We start from the raw sequence: 18,101 nt of genomic DNA on the forward strand, positions 1-18,101 counted from the left end.
GAATATAATCTTAAAAAATCCATATATTGCCACTAAAACGTGATACTGTTAGCAGATTCTGGTTCAACGAAAACGGATTGGGCATATTTTTCAGAAAATTCAGCGCAATTTTTGAATACATCCGGAATAAATCCAGTCACTCAAAATCAGACCTCAATTGAAGAAAGCCTCCGGGATTTAGTCAAACAGCTCGAGATTCAACCGAAACAAATATTTCATTATGGGGCCGGATGCAGAGATTTAAGCGCTAAAGCCTTATTATTTGAAGTTTATAAAAAGTATTTTAAGAATACCGATATTATCATTGAATCTGATATCTTAGCATCAGCTCGAGCAGTATGTGAAGGTCAAAATGGTTTAGTCTGTATTTTGGGTACCGGATCAAATGCTGCTTACTCTGATGGACATAAAATCTTAAAACAATACCCTTCTCTTGGATATATTTTGGGCGATGAAGGAAGTAGCAGTCACCTCGCCAAGAAACTTATTCATGCATTTTATATGAATCAATTAAGCAATCGCAATATGGAAATCATAGCCCAATATTTACCTCAGCTCAATGAAACGTTCATATTCAATTTTTACCGGGAAGCGAATCAGGTACAAAAACTTTCAACAATTACAGCTTTTTTAATCCAACATAAACATATTGAAGAATTCCAAAATTTAATCAGAGAAGCGTTTCTGGAATTTATAGAAAAACGAATTTTACCATTCCAAATCAGTGCTCATGATAAAATTCATACAGTTGGAAGTATAGCTTACTATTTATCCGATATTTTTAAAGCAAGCCTTGAAAAACATCAATTAAATATTGGAAATTGCGTTCAAAAACCAATAACAGGATTAGTTAATTACCACAAAACATATGAAATCCATTAAAAGAATTGGGGTCTTTACTTCTGGGGGTGACGCTCCCGGAATGAATGCAGCTATTAGATCCATAACCAGAAGTGCAAGTTTTTATGATCTGCATGTCTACGGGATTTTAAGGGGTTATGAAGGAATGATTGATGGTGAGTTTCTAAGACTTGAGCCTTCCGATGTGGCCAACATCATTCATCGCGGAGGTACCATTCTCAAAACTGCCAGAAGTAAGCGTTTTTTGACTAATGAAGGCCGAGAAGCTGCTTATAAAAATTTATTGGCCAATGATTTGGATGCATTAATAGCCATTGGAGGAAATGGAACTTTTGCGGGAGCGGAAGTTTTTTTCAAGGAGTTCGGCATTCCCATTATTGGTCTGCCTGGCACTATAGATAACGATCTTTATGGAACAGATTACACCATTGGATTCGATACCGCGATCAATACTGCTATCTCCGCTGTCGATAAAATCAGAGACACGGCTGATGCACACAATAGATTGTTTCTTATTGAAGTCATGGGAAGGCATTCCGGATTTATAGCATTATATACCGCAATTGCTTCAGGTGCATCGGCAATGGTTATTCCGGAAACCAATCCGACCATCGATTTTTTAGTAGCAGATCTTGAAAAATCCCTTCGGAGAAAAAAATTATTCGGCCTGGTAATTGTAGCCGAAGGCAATAAAATAGGTACAACGCATTCAATTGCAGAGCAGTTGGCTAATCGGATTAAAGACTACGATATTAAAATTACAATTATAGGACATATACAAAGAGGTGGGGCGCCCAGTGCTTTTGATCGAATTTTAGCGAGTCGACTGGGACATGCTGCAGTAGAAGCACTTATGAAAGGGAAACACGGTTGTATGGCCGGATTAATGAACGATAAAATTACGCTTACCCCATTTGATCAATCGATCTTAAAAGCAAATACGCCTGACAGAGAATTGTTTAAATTGGCGGAAATTCTGGGTTTATAATCATACACTTAGTGTTAGCAGCCAATTAGTAATCATGTCTTTTCCATATGGGGTCAAAAATGATTCAGGATGGAACTGAAATCCTTCAATATTTCGAGTTCTATGCCTTAAACCCATAATTACTTTTTGAGATGACATACAACTCACTCTCAGGACATCAGGAATACTTGCCGGATCCACTGCCCAACTATGATAAAGTCCCACTTCAAACGATTGCGGCAAATTTTGAAAAAGCTCAGAAACGCCTGCAAATACTTGAACTTCATGAACCTGCCCATGTTGAACGAAGTCTTGTCGATAAAGTTTAGCTCCAAAATAACTGGCTATGGCTTGCATCCCCAAACATATTCCAAGAATAGGAACATTGCTTCCTTCGTTTAATAATTCAAACATTTTTGGAAATTCGGAAGGTACTCCCGGACCAGGTGAAAAAACAATTCCATGAAAGTCATTGATATGACTTGGGGTTTTTGAACTGCCTTTGCTTATTTCAACCTTAGCACCAGCGCTTTCAAACAATTGGAGCAAATTGAAAGTAAAAGAATCATCATTGTCTATGATTAAAATTTTTGGAGACTTCATTTGCTTAAAAGCAGCTAACTTTCCACAAAATTATGAAATTTAATAAAGGCTGTGTCTTTCTTTAATGAATATCAAAAAGTAGTGGAACAAATGAACCATTACTACCAATGCCAAATTCCCTGTTTGTTTGTAATAAACTTTAAGAAGACTCATGGACTCTGCATTCGCCATGATGAACTAAATCCGAATGAAATAGATTTTTCAATATATGAAAATTCCGTTTCTCAGAAAACAGACTATCAAGCCCATTTACAGGCCTTTCCAAAACCATATGTATCCTATTTAGATCAATTTAATAAACTACAAACAAATATTCAACAAGGTGAAACTTATTTATGCAATCTGACACAAGCCACACCTATTCATTTGAACTTAAGTTTGAAGGAAATTTTTACAGCAAGCAAAGCGGTTTACAAATTGTGGATAAAAGATCAATTTGTCGTATTTTCTCCGGAACCTTTTGTTATTATAGAAAATGACTGCATCTCTACTTTTCCAATGAAAGGTACAGCAGATGGCACGCAACCGGATTCCTTTGAAAATCTAAAGAAGGATCTTAAAGAAAATGCCGAACATAATACCATTGTGGATTTATTGAGAAATGATTTAAGCATAGTCGCTCAAAATGTAGAAATAAAACGCTTAAAGTATATAGAGAATATCAAAACACATAAAGGGGAATTGTGGCAAATGAGTACAGAAATCAGCGGCAAGATCCGACCTGAATTCCGAAACAATTTGGGCCATCTCTTCGATTCCATATTACCTGCAGGTTCTATTTGTGGTGCTCCAAAATTAAAAACATTGGAGATCATAGATAAAATTGAAGATTACTCGCGTGATTTTTATACAGGCGTATTTGGGTATTATGATGGCAAAAAAGTGAATAGCGCTGTGATGATCCGTTTTATAGAAAAATCAGGGCCCGGGTTAGTATATAAAAGTGGAGGTGGTATCACAGCTCTATCAAATCCATTGTCTGAATATCAGGAATTTTTAAATAAAATTTATGTACCCGTTTTTTGAAAGCATTGCTATAATTGGTGGAATTCCCAGAAATATAGAATTGCATCAGGAAAGAATGGAGCGCACATATCAATTCCACTATCAGACTTCTTGTCCATTTTATTTACAAACCATACTTGAAAATGAAATCATTATTAATCCGGCTTCCGATAAATATAAATGGAAATTTTTATATTCAAAAAATCAATACACTAGTATTTTAAATCCTTATATAAGTAAACTCTTCAAGCAATTTCATCTTCTCCATTCAGCCATAAATTATCCATTCAAATACTCAGATCGATCAGCTCTTTTAAAATTAAAAAGTCATTTAATGGCAATTGATGAAATTATCATCATTAAGGATTCATTTGTTACAGATACAAGTTTCTCCAATCTAATTTTTTTCGATGGCCAAAATTGGATAACACCAAGTTCTCCATTACTTTTGGGAACGATGCGTCACAAACTCCTTCAAAGCCGATCCATCTTAACTGCAAATATCCATTTAGAAGATTTAAAATCATTTTCAACTTTCCAATGTATAAATGCCTTAAATGATATGTCTGAAAGTCCAGTATACTCAATGTCAATAATAAATACCAAATACTCGAATTCTCATGGTTGATTCTTTAAAATACTACGAGCTCAAAAATATTGCAGAAAAGCATCAAGCGAAGTTATTGGTCGTAACTAAAAATCAAATTGACGAAGATATTTTAAAGCTTTATGAATTGGGCCAACGTGCTTTTGCAGAAAATAAAGTTCAGCATCTAATAAAGAGACACGAAAATTTACCCAAAGATATTGAATGGCATATGATTGGTCATCTGCAAAAAAATAAAATAAAATTCCTGACTGAATGGGTGCATTGTATTCAATCTGTCGACTCCTTTTCTCTCGCTAAAGAAATAAACCTTCAAGCATCCCAATTGAACCGAGTCATTCCAATATTTCTTGAAATGAAAATAGCCACCGAACTTACTAAATACGGGTTTGATAAGACTTCCTTGCTATCAAGTCTTAAAAACGATGCGTGGGAGCAATTTTCCAATCTCCAGATTTGTGGATTAATGGGAATGGCAAGTTTTACTACAGACACACATCTAATTCAAAAAGAATTTAGTGAGCTCAGACTCATCTTTGAACAAATTAAACCATACATACAGAACCATACACTTTTTACACAAATATCGATGGGTATGTCAGGCGACTACGCAATTGCCCTGGAAGAAGGATCTACTATGATTAGAATCGGATCACTTCTCTTTCGTTAACGGCTGACTGGAAAGCGTATAACAGCTCTTTGCCCGGTCTTCAAAGTGCAACTTAAATTATAAATACCGGGATTAAGTACAATGGGTAGTTCTAAATCCCCTACGCTATCCACATCCTTACTAATATAAAATTTACCCATTAAATCCGTCAAAGAAATGTTTTTGATATTTTCGACATCCTGAATGAGCAATTCATGAGTGGATTCCCGGTAAATAACATTTAGATACACCTTGTCAACATCATCGTTATAAGTTGGCGAACATATTTCTTCGGAAAGCAGTTTAATTTCTGTAGCCTGGGCAGCAAAATCTGAAACTTGAATCTCTAAATCTTTTGAAGTCAAAGCAAAATCAGTAATCCTAATGGTATCCTTAGCCACACTTGAGCTCAAATTTGAAGCGCATTGATGATTTAAAGAACTTTGATTTTCAACAATCAAAATTCCATCCATATGATTGGATTTGATAGCAGACCAAATTTTATCATTCGCTCTATCATAACATGCTGTTGAACTTGTCGTTAAGTCCAAATTCTGAATCCCTTTTTCAAAATAGCTAATTGCTTCAACAATAGCGTTTGAAGAATTTACTCTGGCCATAGTATACCCATTATAAATATTACCTAAAGGTGCTTGTCCGCCAAAGAAAAAGAAATTACCATCAATCATCGAAAATTCAACGCGAATGGGAAGCGTATAATTTCTCCAGGTTCTTAAAGCATAATTTACATCAAACATTGTCACCAATAATTGCCCGGGTTCAGAACCTCCTAATATTGCCTGTGAAAACAAATGAATATTAGATCCTCTGTTTTTAATGTAAGTCCAGCCATATCTGTTACTAAACGTTTGGTTGACTGCCATTAACTCCACTTTTTTCAAAACACCAGGGTCTCCGTTACTTTTGATTTCCGCAAGCATCATCCTTTCAAAATTATCTCCAGTGCTTTTGATCGTCCCACCAATTGCAAAATTTCCATTGGGGTCGACCGTTAGGTGTGTAGCAGATTCTGAATGAATGGGTGCAACAAAATTGTAAGATTTAGCCCAAGAAATTGAAGTGCCATCATAATTAATAAGAACCATCTTTTGATGAAGACTGGACAAGTATTCAATTTCTGTAGATGCCAGTAAATAAAATTGGTCTCTCTCTACAATTACATCTTTCAATTCTAAAATTCTATTGGGCTCGTTTGGCAGACTAAATATTTTAAAGGAAATCAGTTGTTGCAGTCGATGATTATAATTGGCACTAAAAATATAACGATCATTAGCAGATTTCTGATACATCCCAAACAATACAAGTTCATAATCTCCATCTCCGAAAATTTTAACCAGTTCAAGATTTCCTTCAGCTTGGGAAAAGTAAATGCTGTTTTTAATTTCCAAAGGATTTGAAAAACTTGTCACTAAAACACCTGCCTTCGAAGTGAATGTATCCACAAGATTAAAACCTAAATATTTAGTTGAAGGAGTTGCGCCCAAATTCCCGATAGAATACATAGAGACCACTTTACCAGGTACCAGTACTTTATTCTCAGTTGATATCTTTACGTATGATTGGGAATGTATTAACTGAAATGAAATTAATATTACTAGAGTAAAAAATGTTTTCATAATTATATTTTTATCCATTTTACCACATCAATTCTCCCAGCTTGCTTAACAAGAATGATATAATGTCCATTTGTCATAAATTCTGTGTCTAGCTGAATGTGATTTCCATTAAATTCAGTAATATTAAAAATTATATGGCCATCCATTCTCAATAATTGCAGATCCGTAACTTGCTCAACTTCCCAACTTAGATCCAAATAACTATTGCCGGGATTTGGGCTAATACGAACAAAATCTGATAATAGATTTTTAGTACCTGTTTCTGTTTTAATCTTTAAGGTAGTTTCATAAAATGAAATTCCGCCTCGCGAATTTCCGGTAACCATTTCGAGTATTCCATCACCATCAAGATCAGCAACACTAAGGGTTAATCTTTCACCTTCTTTCAATTGCCCATAATGCGGATTGATATAAACGTATGGTAAATTCGGATCTGTAGAAATATTGCCAATAAGTTTTGCTTCGCCATAAATGTTTCCACTTAACATTTTTGTCGCCCCATTTTCATCCGTATAAAATTCAGGGCAGGTGTATGATTTTGAAGAAATAGCATTGACTATAATTCTTCCCAAACAATTTGTATTTGGACTTTTGTAATAGTCAGAATCAAAAAATGCATTAGTAGCAGTCCCAAGATTTTGAAAGTAATAAAAGCTGCCACAAGCCATCCCATTTAAATCATTAGTATTAAGCCTCGAACCACTCACAATATCCATTAAACCATCCTTATTTATATCGATAATGCTTGGAGAGCTATAGGTCCTTACACTTAAATCCATATATGGATATACAGGTTTTTTAAAATCAAATGGTTTTCCCTTTCCAGCAATATTTTCACAATAAAAAAACTGACCCTGATTCTCTCCAACGAGCATATCTAAATCGCCATCGGAATCCAAATCTCCAAATGTGGGAGAAAAAGAAAGGTGTGCATCAGCGCTTAAAGCAAATTCTTTAAAATTCAAATAATTACTATCGACCAATTGATACGCCGGTGAATTGACTTGCCCAACATTTTCAAACAACATCAAGCGTGCATCGCGCAAATTTGTTCCTCTTATGAAATAACCTTCAGAACCTACTAATAAATCCATTTTCCCATCTTGATTGTAATCTACAAAACAAGGATCGCTCGAAGCACCCAAGTCTATCATATCATTTTGAAGAAAAGATTTAGTCTGCAATTTGAACTCAGGATTGATTTTAGTTCCTGTATTTCTGTAATACCAAAGATTGTGAGAATTATCTGAAATAGACCTTTGGTTTGGCGTTACCAAAATATCCAAAAGTCCGTCTTTATCAATATCAGCCTTAAATGCACAAATAAAAATAGCTAAGTTGACAGAATCGGATCCTCCCGGCCAGTTTTTTAGTTGACTAGTAAAATAGGCCTGTTTTGACGTTCCTCCATTGTAAAGTGCTATTAGTCCGTTATTGGTTAAATCTCCAATGAGCAGATCTTGCAGTTGATCGCCATTGAGATCCATACTCATTAATGTAGATCCAGCATGTCGAGTTGCCAAAATTGGATTTTGGAAAGAAGCACAAGAATCAGAACTTCTGCTTAAAGTGATTTCAGAAGTAAATCCGCTTTCTATAAAGCGGCCATAACATCTGTCTGATAAAACAAAAGCCAAAGTATCTTGGGAATATGCCCGTTCTTTAACAACATTGATAAAAATAGTTGCCCTGTTATTACCAGGCTCAAACAATATGATATCCAGATCACCATCACCATCAGGATCCTCAATTGCGGGAATATCTGTAAAATCTGTAGGAATTTGTGTGTCTCCTGTTCCCGTTGAAAAATAGATGACTTTAAAGAACTTTCCCATGTCAAATTTGGAAAATTCCAATCCTAAAGCTCCTTTTTTGGCAATATGCAATTCGATTCCAGGAATGCCTGCAGTATTAAAGGAACTTGCGAAGATATCCATCAGTCCATCCTGATTAAAATCTCTTAATAGCACCCAATCTTTGACTTTGGGAAAAATGTTCTTGTGAATTTGGCTGAACAAATATTGTTTTGTGCTTGTATCGTATCTATATGGCAATAATACATCACCAGCGCGATCAAATATAAGTAAATCAAGCACTTGATCTCCATCGAAGTCCATTTCTCCAATCTGCGGATTATCCATTCCGCCCATGGCTGCATTATTTAAAACTTTAAGATCAAGCCCTAAAATAGGGATTTCTTTAAAATTTAAGATCTGTGAATGGATAGCATTTATAAACAAGAAAAAGATCAGGGTAATTCGCATAAACTGCATTTTCATAATATAGCAACGAACAAAACTAAAAAACGATTCCTACATTGTTTAAATTATTATGACTTAGAACACTTACGATTCGTTAAAAAAGGTATAAATTTCGCTTTGAGGCCACTCTTTTAAAACTGAATCTTAAACTGAATCGTTTAAAGACCATGAATTCATTAACAAAATACATCGTTATCTGTCTTTGTTTCATGACAGGCACCTTGACAAGCCAAAAGGACCAGACTGCAATTGAGATTATAAACCGAATAGAGCTACAAAACCTCCTCAATTTAAAAGACGACACCTTGCGTTTGTTTAATTTTTGGGCTACCTGGTGCAAACCCTGTGTAAAAGAATTGCCTTACTTTGAAGAATTGAATAGTCAATGGACACAAGCTAAGTCGAAAATTTATTTGATCAGTTTGGATTTTAACGAAGGTCCCAATAAACGACTTCAAAAATTTATAGAAAAAAATAAAATTAATTCAAGGGTTTTGTTGTTTGATGGTGGCGATCCAAACCTTTGGATCAATGAAGTTGCAGAAGAATGGACAGGTACCATCCCGGCTAGTTTAATAGTGTTTAATGGTCAAAAATGTTTTTTAGAAACTTCTTTTGAAAACGCTGCAGAAATCGAAAAATTTGTAACAAATTGTAATAAATCAAATTAATATGAAAAATTTCATTCAATGTATTTTATTCTTTGGCTTCAGCATCAGCGCATCTGCACAAGCCTATAATTTTGGTGATCAGGTCGAAGATTTTAAGTTAAAAAATGTGGATGAAAAATGGGTTTCTTTATCAGATTTTAAAGACGCTAAAGGTTATGTCATCGTTTTCACCTGCAATCATTGTCCGTATGCAAAAATGTATGAGGAACGGATCATTCAACTCGCCAAAAGTGCAGCAAAAATGGATTTCAAACTGATCGCTATCAATCCAAATGATGCAGATATAGTTCCCGAAGATAGCTATGAAAACATGGTTAAACTTGCTAAAAACAAAAAGTACCCATTCCCATATCTGATCGATGATAAACAAACCGTATTTCCCAAATTCGGCGCTAGTCGCACTCCACAGGTTTATTTGCTTGATGCTATGAAAAAACTGAAGTACAGTGGTGCAATTGATGATTCCCCTAAAGATGCTTCACTTGTACAGACTAAATATTTGGAAAATGCTATGAAATCTGTTCAGACCGGGAAAGATCCTGATCCACAGCTTACTAAAGCAATTGGATGCTCTATCAAAAAGAAATCATAAGCAAAGAATGAGTGGTAAGGCAGCAGAAATATAAGATTCATTGTTAATACAAATCTAAAAGGCAGAGCTGTTTCAAAATATGTAAATCATTAAATATCTTTGCCTTATAAATTAAATTAAGGTGTCAATAGCAAACTTAGAGACTGCCAAAAAACTTGGACTATCGGGGGAAGAGTATTTAAAAATCAACGAAATTCTGGGTAGGACACCAAATTTTACTGAATTGAGTATATACTCAGTGATGTGGTCTGAACATTGTTCGTACAAAAACTCTATAACCTATCTCAAGAAATTGCCAAGAAAAGGCTCCAGACTTTTGGTTGAAGCCGGAGAGGAAAATGCTGGGCTTGTCGATATTGGAGATGGTTTGGCTTGCGCTTTTAAAATAGAATCCCATAACCACCCTTCTGCTATTGAACCCTATCAGGGCGCTGCTACTGGTGTCGGAGGAATCCATCGCGACATTTTTACCATGGGCGCCAGACCTATTGCAGCTTTAAATTCTTTGCGGTTTGGAGAAATACAACATAATCATACACAACGACTTATAAAGGGTGTAGTAAAAGGTATTGGGAATTATGGCAATGCTTTCGGAGTACCTACGGTAGGCGGTGAAGTATATTTTAATGCCTGTTACAATCAAAATATCCTCGTAAATGCCATGAGCGTAGGCATTGTAGAAATTGGCAAGACCGTTTCAGCGGTTGCCGATGGACCCGGCAATCCTGTTTTTATTGTCGGTTCTGCGACCGGAAAAGACGGAATCCATGGTGCGACATTTGCAAGTGCAGATTTAACAGAAGATTCGGCAGACGATTTACCTGCGGTTCAAGTAGGCGATCCCTTTCAAGAAAAATTACTGTTAGAGGCTAGTTTAGAAGCTATTGCCACCGGACAAATTGTTGGCATGCAGGATATGGGTGCAGCCGGTATTACCTGCTCAACCTCAGAAATGTCTGCTAAATCCGGAACCGGCATGAAGATTTACTTAGATAAAGTGCCAACACGTCAAAAAAACATGCAAGCTTTTGAAATCCTTCTTTCAGAGTCACAGGAAAGAATGTTGGTCGTTTGCAAAAGCGGCGGGGAAGCACAACTTCTTGAAGTATTTCAAAAATGGGACTTGGAATGCATCCAAATAGGACAAGTTACAGATACTGGTCGTTTGCATTATTATTACAATAATGAATTGGTAGCAGATGTCCCTGCAGAATCATTAGTATTAGGTGGTGGTGCACCTATTTATGAAAGAGCATTCAGTGAACCTACTTATTTTGAAAAAATAAAAAGCTTTGATTCTGAAAGTATTCATATTCCCGGCGACCTTGTAAAAGTATCCAAGGAAATTATCAAACATCCGGATATTGCTAGCAAGAAATGGATTTTCGAGCAATACGATAAAATGGTTCGTACGGGAACCATGACATCCGTGGATGCTTCAGATGCTGCGGTTGTCAGGATTAAAAATACGAACAAAGCATTGGCATTAACCGTGGATTGTAATTCAAATTATGTCTATTTAGATCCTGAAATTGGGGCCATGATTGCTGTTGCTGAATGCGCTCGCAACATTAGTTGTTCAGGTGGAATACCCGTTGCCATTACCAATTGTTTGAATTTTGGCAATCCCTATAATCCTGAAGTCTATTGGCAATTTGTACATGCATTGCGAGGAATGGGAAAAGCATGTGAAAAATTCAGCACCCCTGTTACTGGTGGCAATGTAAGCTTTTATAATCAATCAGTTACCAAAGAAGGAAACATACCCGTTTATCCAACACCTGTTATTGGAATGCTCGGAATTATGGACGATTCCTCTTTTAAAACAAGTATCGGATTTAAAGCAACAGGTGATCTGATTTACTTAGTTGGTGATGTAAATGAATCGATCACTTATTCCAGCTATTTAAATTTAATACATGGTATACAACATGCACCCGCCCCCTATTTTGACCTGGATGCTGAATTTAAATTAAATGAAACCATTCAGAAATTGATCCGTAATAAATGGGTCCAAAATGCACATGATATTTCGGAAGGTGGATTGTTTGTGGCTCTGGCTGAAGCTGGATTTGGCTCAGGGAATTTGGGATTTGATATTCAACTCCCACTTCACTCCAGAACAGATATGTACTTGTTTGGTGAAAACCAGGGAAGGATTATCGTGAGCATCTTACCAGAATTAAAAGATTCATTTGAGGATTTTCTAAAAACAAACAATCAAAACTTTCAATTTCTGGGTACTGTAATTCAAAATGAATATCGCATTGACGGTAATTTATTTGGGACTATAAATGAATATTTTTCTTTGTATTCAACGGCCCTGGAACAATATTTAAATTAACATCAAATTATAGATTTATGAAATTAAATATATTTTATTTTTTACTAACAATCGTTGGTTTTAGTTCTTGTAACTCAGGAAACAAAATCAGTGGAGCCTTTGAAAATGGACCGGATATAGCTGTACATTTAGAGCGTATAGGTTTAGACAATTCTGCCATTGCAATTGATAAATCTGAAATGAAAGGTGGAAAATTCAATTTTACACTCAAAGAATCTTTGAACCCAGGATTGTACCGAATTAAAATGGGTCAACAAAATTTAATCTTTGTTTTGGAAGGAACTGAAAAATCAGTAACATTCAGTGGAGATTTTAAAGAATTAGCATCCGGAAAAGTTGAAGTTCAAGGTTCTGCAGCATCTGAGGAAGTTTTTGCAAACATTAAAAAACTTGCTGAGCAGCAACCAAGTGCTGACCTCGTTAAAGAAACCACAAAATCAATGAGCAGTCCTCTGGCAGCCGGTCTAATTGCAGTGCAGTTTTTGGGTTTTCGCCCAGAATTTTTAGCAATCCATCAAGAGGTTATCAAAAGGATGAAAGAAAAATTCCCTACAACTGAATTTACGAAGACATATGAAACATTTATGGTTCAATTGGAAGAAATGTCAGCTGCTCAGGAAGCTTCAGAATCAATTAAAGTGGGAATGGATGCTCCAGATATTTCTTTACCAAGTCCTGCTGGCAAAACCTATTCGCTATCTTCATTGAAAGGTAAAGTTGTCTTGCTTGATTTTTGGGCAAGTTGGTGTGGCCCTTGTAGAAGAGCCAATCCACATGTCGTTGAAATGTACCATAAATACAAAAATAAAGGATTTACGGTTTTTAGCGTTTCCCTTGATGGCGTCGACAGCCGTACTAAAACGCAACTTGGAAATGATACCCAATTACAAGAATTTGTAAGTCGCTCCAAAGAAGCCTGGTTGGCCGCCATCGAAAAAGACAAACTAACTTGGGACACACATGTGAGTGACCTTAAAAAATGGGATAGCAACCCTGCTAAGGTATATGGAGTTCAGGCAATTCCCAAAACTTTTTTGATTGGAAAGGATGGTAAAATTACTGCAGTAAATCCAAGAGATAATTTAGAAGAAGAAATTCAAAAGGCTTTATAAGTTCAAATTAATTCATTTTAATTACTGAATTTCCAGGCAAGTAATATTGCAGTTGCAACTGCAGCATTCAAAGATTCCGTTTTTGAATTACTCGCCTTAGGAATAGTTATCTTTTTATAAGCATCCTGAAGTACAAAGTTTCTCAATCCATTGGATTCGTTTCCAATGCATAATATTTTGACTTCACTTTTATTGATGTGGAAATAAGATTCGCCCTCTGGAGTTGCAGCATATATTGAATTCTCTGATGCCAGAACATGAAATTCTTCCCAATCTATGCTATTGATCTCTACCCTTAGAATACTTGCCATACTGGATTGAATCACTTTACTATTAAATGGATCAACACAATCTCTGCTGCAGTAAATCTTTTTAATTCCAAACCAATCAGCAGTCCTGATGATAGTACCTAAGTTTCCGGGGTCTTTGATTTGATCAAGATATAATGTAAAAGAAGGTAATTCATTAGTAGGTCTGGATGGAAATTCCGGGTATTTAAAAATTCCTAACAGCCCATTGTTTGTTTTGAGAGAACTTAAACTTTGCAAAATTTGCTCATCAACAAATACCAACCTTTCGACGTTTTGTGGTTTTGTTATAAAGTCATTTGCAAGAGAATTGCCGACCAGCAATATGCGGCAAGTAGACCCGGGTTCTTGCAACAATTCCAAGACCAACTTTTTACCTTCTGCAACAAATTCGCATGACAACGCTCTTATCGTCTTGTCCTGTAATGATTTTATCCAATTTTTATCTGATTTTGTTAGCATCTTTGTACATCCTATGGCATTGCACAAATTTAGCATATTAATCCTGCTATCCGTCAGCATATTTTCATGCAACACTACTCGATATTTGAGTCCTGAACAAGCATTATTAAAACAAAACAAAATCAAAATTTCAGGCATAAGCTCAGAAGAAGCAAATTTCAGATTAAAAGAACAGATTCTTCCTCTTCAAAAACAAAAGCCCAATAAAAACTTTCTGTTAGTTTTTCCACGTGAATGGTTTTACTTTAAAGCGAAAGCCCGTGAGAATAAAGATTCGTGGATTACGAAAACACTTGAAAAATATGCCGAAGCTCCTAGTTTATTAGATAGTTTGGCTTGCGAATCCACAAGAAAGAATTTTATAAATTACATGTACAATCTTGGCTATTTTAAAGCAGACGCAAATTTTGTTATTAAAATTAAAAATAAAAAGGCCAAGGTAACTTATACGCTAAACACAGGCCCAAGGTATTATATTAATGAGCTTACGTATACAGCAGATGATAGTACAATCCAGAATATCGTTCGTCATGATGCAGAGAATTCATTACTATCAGCAGGTACGCCATTAGATTATAATATGTTTCAACAGGAAAAAGCAAGGTTGAGTGAGTTACTTTACAATCAGGGCTACATTGAATTTAGCCCAATCTACATTGAACCTTTGCTGGCTGATACCATCCATCTAAAAGCAAATCTAAATTTGCATATCAGAAATCCGGGACTTAATTCACCACATACCAAATATAGCATATACTCGGTCAGGGTCAATACCAATTATCAACCTTCGGCAAGGAGAGATTCTATGTCTTATGAAATTTATGATTCTTTAAATTTTGTAAGCTTACAAACACCGGCATATATTCTACCTAGTATATTAGCAGAAAAAATAAAAATTAGGCCTGATCAAATTGCGCGAAAAGATCTTATTGATGAAACATATACGAATTTATATAAACTAGGAACTTATAGGTTCATAAATATCGAAGGCAAAATCGACACACAACTTAATAATCAGATCCAATATAATATATTGTTAAGTCCAAATAAAAAATGGGTATTTGATTTTGGTGCAGACCTTAATTATACATCCATTAGACAGGCGAGGAAAACCCTGTTTGGAATTTCAGGATTTGTACATTTAAAAAATAGAAATCTATTCAGACGGGCGGCTAGTTTATCAACTAAATTAGAAGTTGGTACAGAATTGGACTTGTTACAACTTAGTGATTTCAATTCTTTGAATATTCATTACAGCAATGAATTATCCTTAGCTTCATTTTACGATTTCACCAGGAGTTGGACTCTTTTCAAGTTCTTAACAAAACCTGTATCAAAGGTTAGCGGAGAACCTGATTCCAGAACAAATATTAAAATTGGAGTTGATTATGAGAATCTGGTATCGCTATACAAATACACCGCTTTTAATACCGGTATTGAATATGATTGGCAAATTAAAAAGAGAAAAAGATTTACACTTAAAACTTTTGGGTTCTCACTCTATCTTCCCAAAACAACTTCCTCATTTGATACCCTATTGTCGAATAATAAATTTCTAAAAGAAAGTTTTACAAACAGCAGATTATTTAGTTCCTTATTTTTAGATAATCTTACTTTTTATTATCAAAGTCAACTTAAATCGAATAGACAGCATTCATTGATAACATCTTTTAATATTTCAGGTCTTGAAGTCAGTGCCTTAAATAGTATATATAATAAAGTTTTCAATAAAAACAGTACGTTTGCCATTGGTGAATTTGAGTTCTCAAAATTTATAAAAACCGATTTCGACTACAGATTCTATACGAACTTCTCCGATAAAAGCAAATTGGCAATGCGCTTCGCTACAGGTATTATTGTACCTTTCGGAAACAGTTCAAGTGTACCTTATATAAAGCAATTCTTTGTGGGTGGCCCGCAAAGTCTTAGAGCTTGGAATCTAAGAGAAATTGGCCCTGGGTCGTTAAATCTGGCTGATTCTGTTCAAAGCGAAAACCCAACCTATTTTTCCGCAGGAGACTTCAAATTGGAAACCAGTATTGAATATCGATTTGACATGTTTTGGCGCTTTAAAGGTGCTTTATTTTTGGATGCTGGAAATATTTGGTATTTGCCAAAAGCGAGTGGAGATAATGATAAAAGTGGTTTCCTTACTTCAAATTTTCTTAAAGAAATTGCAATAGGAACAGGTATTGGAATCAGATTAGATCTTACCTATTTTTTATTCCGTGTAGATTGTGGATTCCAAATCAAAAATGCATATCCTGATCAAAATGGTAACTACTGGATTTATAATAGTACAAGAACTGTAAGCTTAGGTAATTTATTTGAGAATTCAACCATACATCTGGCTTTAGATTATCCATTCTAATTTGAAACTATCATAAAGTTTTACAAATAATGCATTTGTTTAGATCATGCCCCCGCGCAGGACAATATTCACGTCCGTAAAAAATAATTTTGAGATGAATGGAATTCCATTTCTCGATGGAAAATAATTTTTTTAAATCGCTTTCAGTTTTTTTTACATTTGAACCATCGGATAATTTCCACCTGGCAGCTAACCGGTGAATATGAGTATCAACTGGAAAGGCCGGTACCCCAAATGCCTGACTAATGACAACAGATGCAGTTTTATGCCCCACTCCCGGCAATGCTTCTAAATCTTCCATGGTATTTGGCACCAGACCATTGTAATCCCTCATTATAATTTTAGACAACTCACTAATCGCTGTCGATTTTCTTTCAGACAATCCACAAGGCCTGATGACATCTTTGATTATCGATCTGTCTAGCAAAGCCATTTCAGCAGCAGTGCCAGCAATTTTAAATAACTTCGGGCTTATTTGATTTACCCGTTCATCCGTGCATTGTGCCGACAATACTACCGCAACCAACAAAGTAAATGGATCTGAATGCAATAATGGCACAGAAACTTCCGGATACAATCTATCTAAGGTTTCTAAAACAATTGCTGCTCTTTTTTTTCTAGTCATTCTTGAAGCAAAAATTCTATAGTATCGATATGATCCTGGTAGTCAGAAAGTCCGGGTCTTTGTGAAGTACCAAAGGCAATCGTTTGTATTCCATCGTATTTCCGAGAAGCACACATACATTGAATTTGGTCTTTGTGTGTGTGCAATTGTTCTAGGACATCTTGAATATTTGAATACTCCTCAATATATAAAGTTGATATAGGAGGAGAAAATTCGCTTGAATGCTCCAAAAGCAAAACATAGGATTCCAGAAATGAAATTCTATTCAAGAGTTTTACAGCTTTCTGATATTCAAAATTCCGAATGTACGGAACTACGTTCTGTAAATATATAAATTCCTGATCCCATAAAGCAAGGACCTGCCTTATATCAAACCCAATAGGGATATACAATTTTGTCACATTTCTACACCCCAATCCAAAATAAGAAAAAACATCATTTCCTAATTGCAACCATTGTTCATCTGTTTCTTGTCCGCTACAAACTGCCACACTTGTTCTATGCCCTCTAATTAAAGATGGTTTCCCTTTTAAATAGGATTGAAAATAATTTTTAGTGAGAGATGACCCTGTAATAATATATTTATCGACCTCAGGTAATTTTGAAACTATATGTACTTTTAAAAGTCGATCATGATCATTACTCAATAACAGATCAAGACAATATTCAGGTAACACTTTATCTTTATCTGATAATTTTAAATAAACTTCATAATTACAAGCTAAGGCACAAAGCAGATCATGAAAAACCACAAATGGGATATTACCAGCTGCAATGATACCTACAGATTTTTGGTGATCATACTTCTCAAATGAATACTTATTTAACCAAATTTGAAGTAAGGTTTCATCTAAATAATTATCACATATTGCCTTTAAACTTCTTTCAATCTCTTGTTTTTCAAACCAGGGATTTTCTCTTTTCGCTTGTTCAAGGATTGCATCAAAATTACCAGCATTGCGCAATAATAATTCCTTCCAAGCAGAACAGATTGTTATAAATTTTCGAGTAAATTCGATCATTTCA

Annotated in this window: 16 protein-coding genes; 10 read left to right on the top strand and 6 right to left on the bottom strand. The window is 35.3% G+C overall.

What is annotated here, in order from left to right; all coding sequences use genetic code 11:
- The first annotated feature begins 39 nt into the window (after window positions 1-39).
- Together IPM92_07235 and pfkA are read left to right on the top strand one after the other, a co-directional pair.
- Window positions 40-882, top strand: coding sequence for a hypothetical protein (locus IPM92_07235; GenBank protein ID MBK9108170.1), 843 nt, complete (start codon window positions 40-42; stop codon window positions 880-882).
- A complete protein-coding gene (gene pfkA / locus IPM92_07240) occupies window positions 869-1,849 on the top strand; it encodes a 6-phosphofructokinase (GenBank protein MBK9108171.1) in 981 nt (326 codons plus the stop codon). The genes IPM92_07235 and pfkA overlap by 14 nt, the downstream gene beginning before the upstream one ends.
- Here the strand turns inward: pfkA and IPM92_07245 are convergent, their stop codons facing one another.
- Complete coding sequence (locus IPM92_07245) at window positions 1,850-2,431, bottom strand: aminodeoxychorismate/anthranilate synthase component II (GenBank protein MBK9108172.1); 582 nt, start codon at window positions 2,429-2,431, stop codon at window positions 1,850-1,852. It lies immediately after the preceding gene.
- A gap of 51 nt (window positions 2,432-2,482) precedes the next feature.
- On the opposite strand from IPM92_07245, the gene IPM92_07250 reads away from it, so the two are divergent.
- From IPM92_07250 to IPM92_07260, 3 genes are read left to right on the top strand one after another with little or no spacing between them, the layout of a single operon-like run.
- Complete coding sequence (locus tag IPM92_07250) at window positions 2,483-3,457, top strand: aminodeoxychorismate synthase component I (GenBank protein ID MBK9108173.1); 975 nt, start codon at window positions 2,483-2,485, stop codon at window positions 3,455-3,457.
- Window positions 3,441-4,064, top strand: a complete 624-nt coding sequence (locus IPM92_07255) for an aminotransferase class IV (GenBank protein ID MBK9108174.1) — start codon at window positions 3,441-3,443, stop codon at window positions 4,062-4,064. The genes IPM92_07250 and IPM92_07255 overlap by 17 nt, the downstream gene beginning before the upstream one ends.
- A complete protein-coding gene (locus tag IPM92_07260; protein MBK9108175.1) occupies window positions 4,057-4,713 on the top strand; it encodes a YggS family pyridoxal phosphate-dependent enzyme in 657 nt (218 codons plus the stop codon). Before IPM92_07255 ends, IPM92_07260 begins: the two co-directional genes overlap by 8 nt.
- On the opposite strand, the gene IPM92_07265 is transcribed toward IPM92_07260, so the two are convergent.
- Both IPM92_07265 and IPM92_07270 read right to left on the bottom strand, forming a co-directional pair.
- Window positions 4,710-6,329, bottom strand: a complete 1,620-nt coding sequence (locus tag IPM92_07265) for a hypothetical protein (GenBank protein MBK9108176.1) — start codon at window positions 6,327-6,329, stop codon at window positions 4,710-4,712. The genes IPM92_07260 and IPM92_07265 overlap by 4 nt on opposite strands.
- 2 nt (window positions 6,330-6,331) lie before the next feature.
- Complete coding sequence (locus tag IPM92_07270) at window positions 6,332-8,593, bottom strand: T9SS type A sorting domain-containing protein (protein ID MBK9108177.1); 2,262 nt, start codon at window positions 8,591-8,593, stop codon at window positions 6,332-6,334.
- A gap of 164 nt (window positions 8,594-8,757) precedes the next feature.
- On the opposite strand from IPM92_07270, the gene IPM92_07275 reads away from it, so the two are divergent.
- The 4 genes from IPM92_07275 (at window position 8,758) to IPM92_07290 (ending at window position 13,309) form a co-directional block, all read left to right on the top strand.
- On the top strand, window positions 8,758-9,261 hold the full coding sequence (locus tag IPM92_07275) for a redoxin domain-containing protein (protein ID MBK9108178.1): 504 nt from the start codon (window positions 8,758-8,760) through the stop codon (window positions 9,259-9,261).
- A gap of 1 nt (window position 9,262) precedes the next feature.
- Window positions 9,263-9,853 (top strand): thioredoxin family protein, encoded by a 591-nt coding sequence (locus tag IPM92_07280; GenBank protein MBK9108179.1) that lies wholly within the window; start codon window positions 9,263-9,265, stop codon window positions 9,851-9,853.
- A gap of 115 nt (window positions 9,854-9,968) precedes the next feature.
- Window positions 9,969-12,197: a phosphoribosylformylglycinamidine synthase subunit PurL gene (gene purL, locus IPM92_07285; GenBank protein MBK9108180.1), complete on the top strand. Its 2,229-nt coding sequence runs from the start codon at window positions 9,969-9,971 to the stop codon at window positions 12,195-12,197.
- A gap of 17 nt (window positions 12,198-12,214) precedes the next feature.
- The gene (locus tag IPM92_07290) at window positions 12,215-13,309 is read left to right on the top strand and encodes an AhpC/TSA family protein (protein MBK9108181.1); all 1,095 of its coding nucleotides are present in this window, start codon (window positions 12,215-12,217) and stop codon (window positions 13,307-13,309) included.
- Between the two features lie 17 nt (window positions 13,310-13,326).
- Here IPM92_07290 and IPM92_07295 read toward each other — a convergent pair whose 3' ends face one another.
- On the bottom strand, window positions 13,327-13,980 hold the full coding sequence (locus tag IPM92_07295; protein MBK9108182.1) for an RNA methyltransferase: 654 nt from the start codon (window positions 13,978-13,980) through the stop codon (window positions 13,327-13,329).
- Between IPM92_07295 and IPM92_07300 the strand changes: the two genes are divergently transcribed.
- The gene (locus IPM92_07300; protein ID MBK9108183.1) at window positions 13,943-16,450 is read left to right on the top strand and encodes a BamA/TamA family outer membrane protein; all 2,508 of its coding nucleotides are present in this window, start codon (window positions 13,943-13,945) and stop codon (window positions 16,448-16,450) included. The two genes, IPM92_07295 and IPM92_07300, sit on opposite strands and share 38 nt — an antisense overlap.
- Before the next feature lie 10 nt (window positions 16,451-16,460).
- On the opposite strand, the gene nth is transcribed toward IPM92_07300, so the two are convergent.
- Complete coding sequence (gene nth, locus IPM92_07305) at window positions 16,461-17,075, bottom strand: endonuclease III (GenBank protein MBK9108184.1); 615 nt, start codon at window positions 17,073-17,075, stop codon at window positions 16,461-16,463.
- Window positions 17,072-18,097: a hypothetical protein gene (locus tag IPM92_07310; GenBank protein MBK9108185.1), complete on the bottom strand. Its 1,026-nt coding sequence runs from the start codon at window positions 18,095-18,097 to the stop codon at window positions 17,072-17,074. The genes nth and IPM92_07310 overlap by 4 nt, the downstream gene beginning before the upstream one ends.
- Window positions 18,098-18,101 lie beyond the last annotated feature (4 nt).

The organism is Saprospiraceae bacterium, assembly GCA_016719615.1.
In the GTDB taxonomy this organism is placed as follows: Bacteria; Bacteroidota; Bacteroidia; order Chitinophagales; family Saprospiraceae; genus Vicinibacter.

What these genes read in the sequence shown, in the direction of transcription:
- nth (MBK9108184.1), bottom strand. Translation starts at nt 17,075, where the DNA reads ATGACTAGAAAAAAAAGAGCAGCAATTGTTTTAGAAACCTTAGATAGA.
- IPM92_07300 (MBK9108183.1), top strand. Translation starts at nt 13,943, where the DNA reads ATGCGGCAAGTAGACCCGGGTTCTTGCAACAATTCCAAGACCAACTTT.
- IPM92_07280 (MBK9108179.1), top strand. Translation starts at nt 9,263, where the DNA reads ATGAAAAATTTCATTCAATGTATTTTATTCTTTGGCTTCAGCATCAGC.
- IPM92_07245 (MBK9108172.1), bottom strand. Translation starts at nt 2,431, where the DNA reads ATGAAGTCTCCAAAAATTTTAATCATAGACAATGATGATTCTTTTACT.
- IPM92_07255 (MBK9108174.1), top strand. Translation starts at nt 3,441, where the DNA reads ATGTACCCGTTTTTTGAAAGCATTGCTATAATTGGTGGAATTCCCAGA.
- IPM92_07270 (MBK9108177.1), bottom strand. Translation starts at nt 8,593, where the DNA reads ATGCGAATTACCCTGATCTTTTTCTTGTTTATAAATGCTATCCATTCA.
- pfkA (MBK9108171.1), top strand. Translation starts at nt 869, where the DNA reads ATGAAATCCATTAAAAGAATTGGGGTCTTTACTTCTGGGGGTGACGCT.
- IPM92_07275 (MBK9108178.1), top strand. Translation starts at nt 8,758, where the DNA reads ATGAATTCATTAACAAAATACATCGTTATCTGTCTTTGTTTCATGACA.
- IPM92_07260 (MBK9108175.1), top strand. Translation starts at nt 4,057, where the DNA reads ATGGTTGATTCTTTAAAATACTACGAGCTCAAAAATATTGCAGAAAAG.
- IPM92_07310 (MBK9108185.1), bottom strand. Translation starts at nt 18,097, where the DNA reads ATGATCGAATTTACTCGAAAATTTATAACAATCTGTTCTGCTTGGAAG.
- IPM92_07290 (MBK9108181.1), top strand. Translation starts at nt 12,215, where the DNA reads ATGAAATTAAATATATTTTATTTTTTACTAACAATCGTTGGTTTTAGT.
- IPM92_07265 (MBK9108176.1), bottom strand. Translation starts at nt 6,329, where the DNA reads ATGAAAACATTTTTTACTCTAGTAATATTAATTTCATTTCAGTTAATA.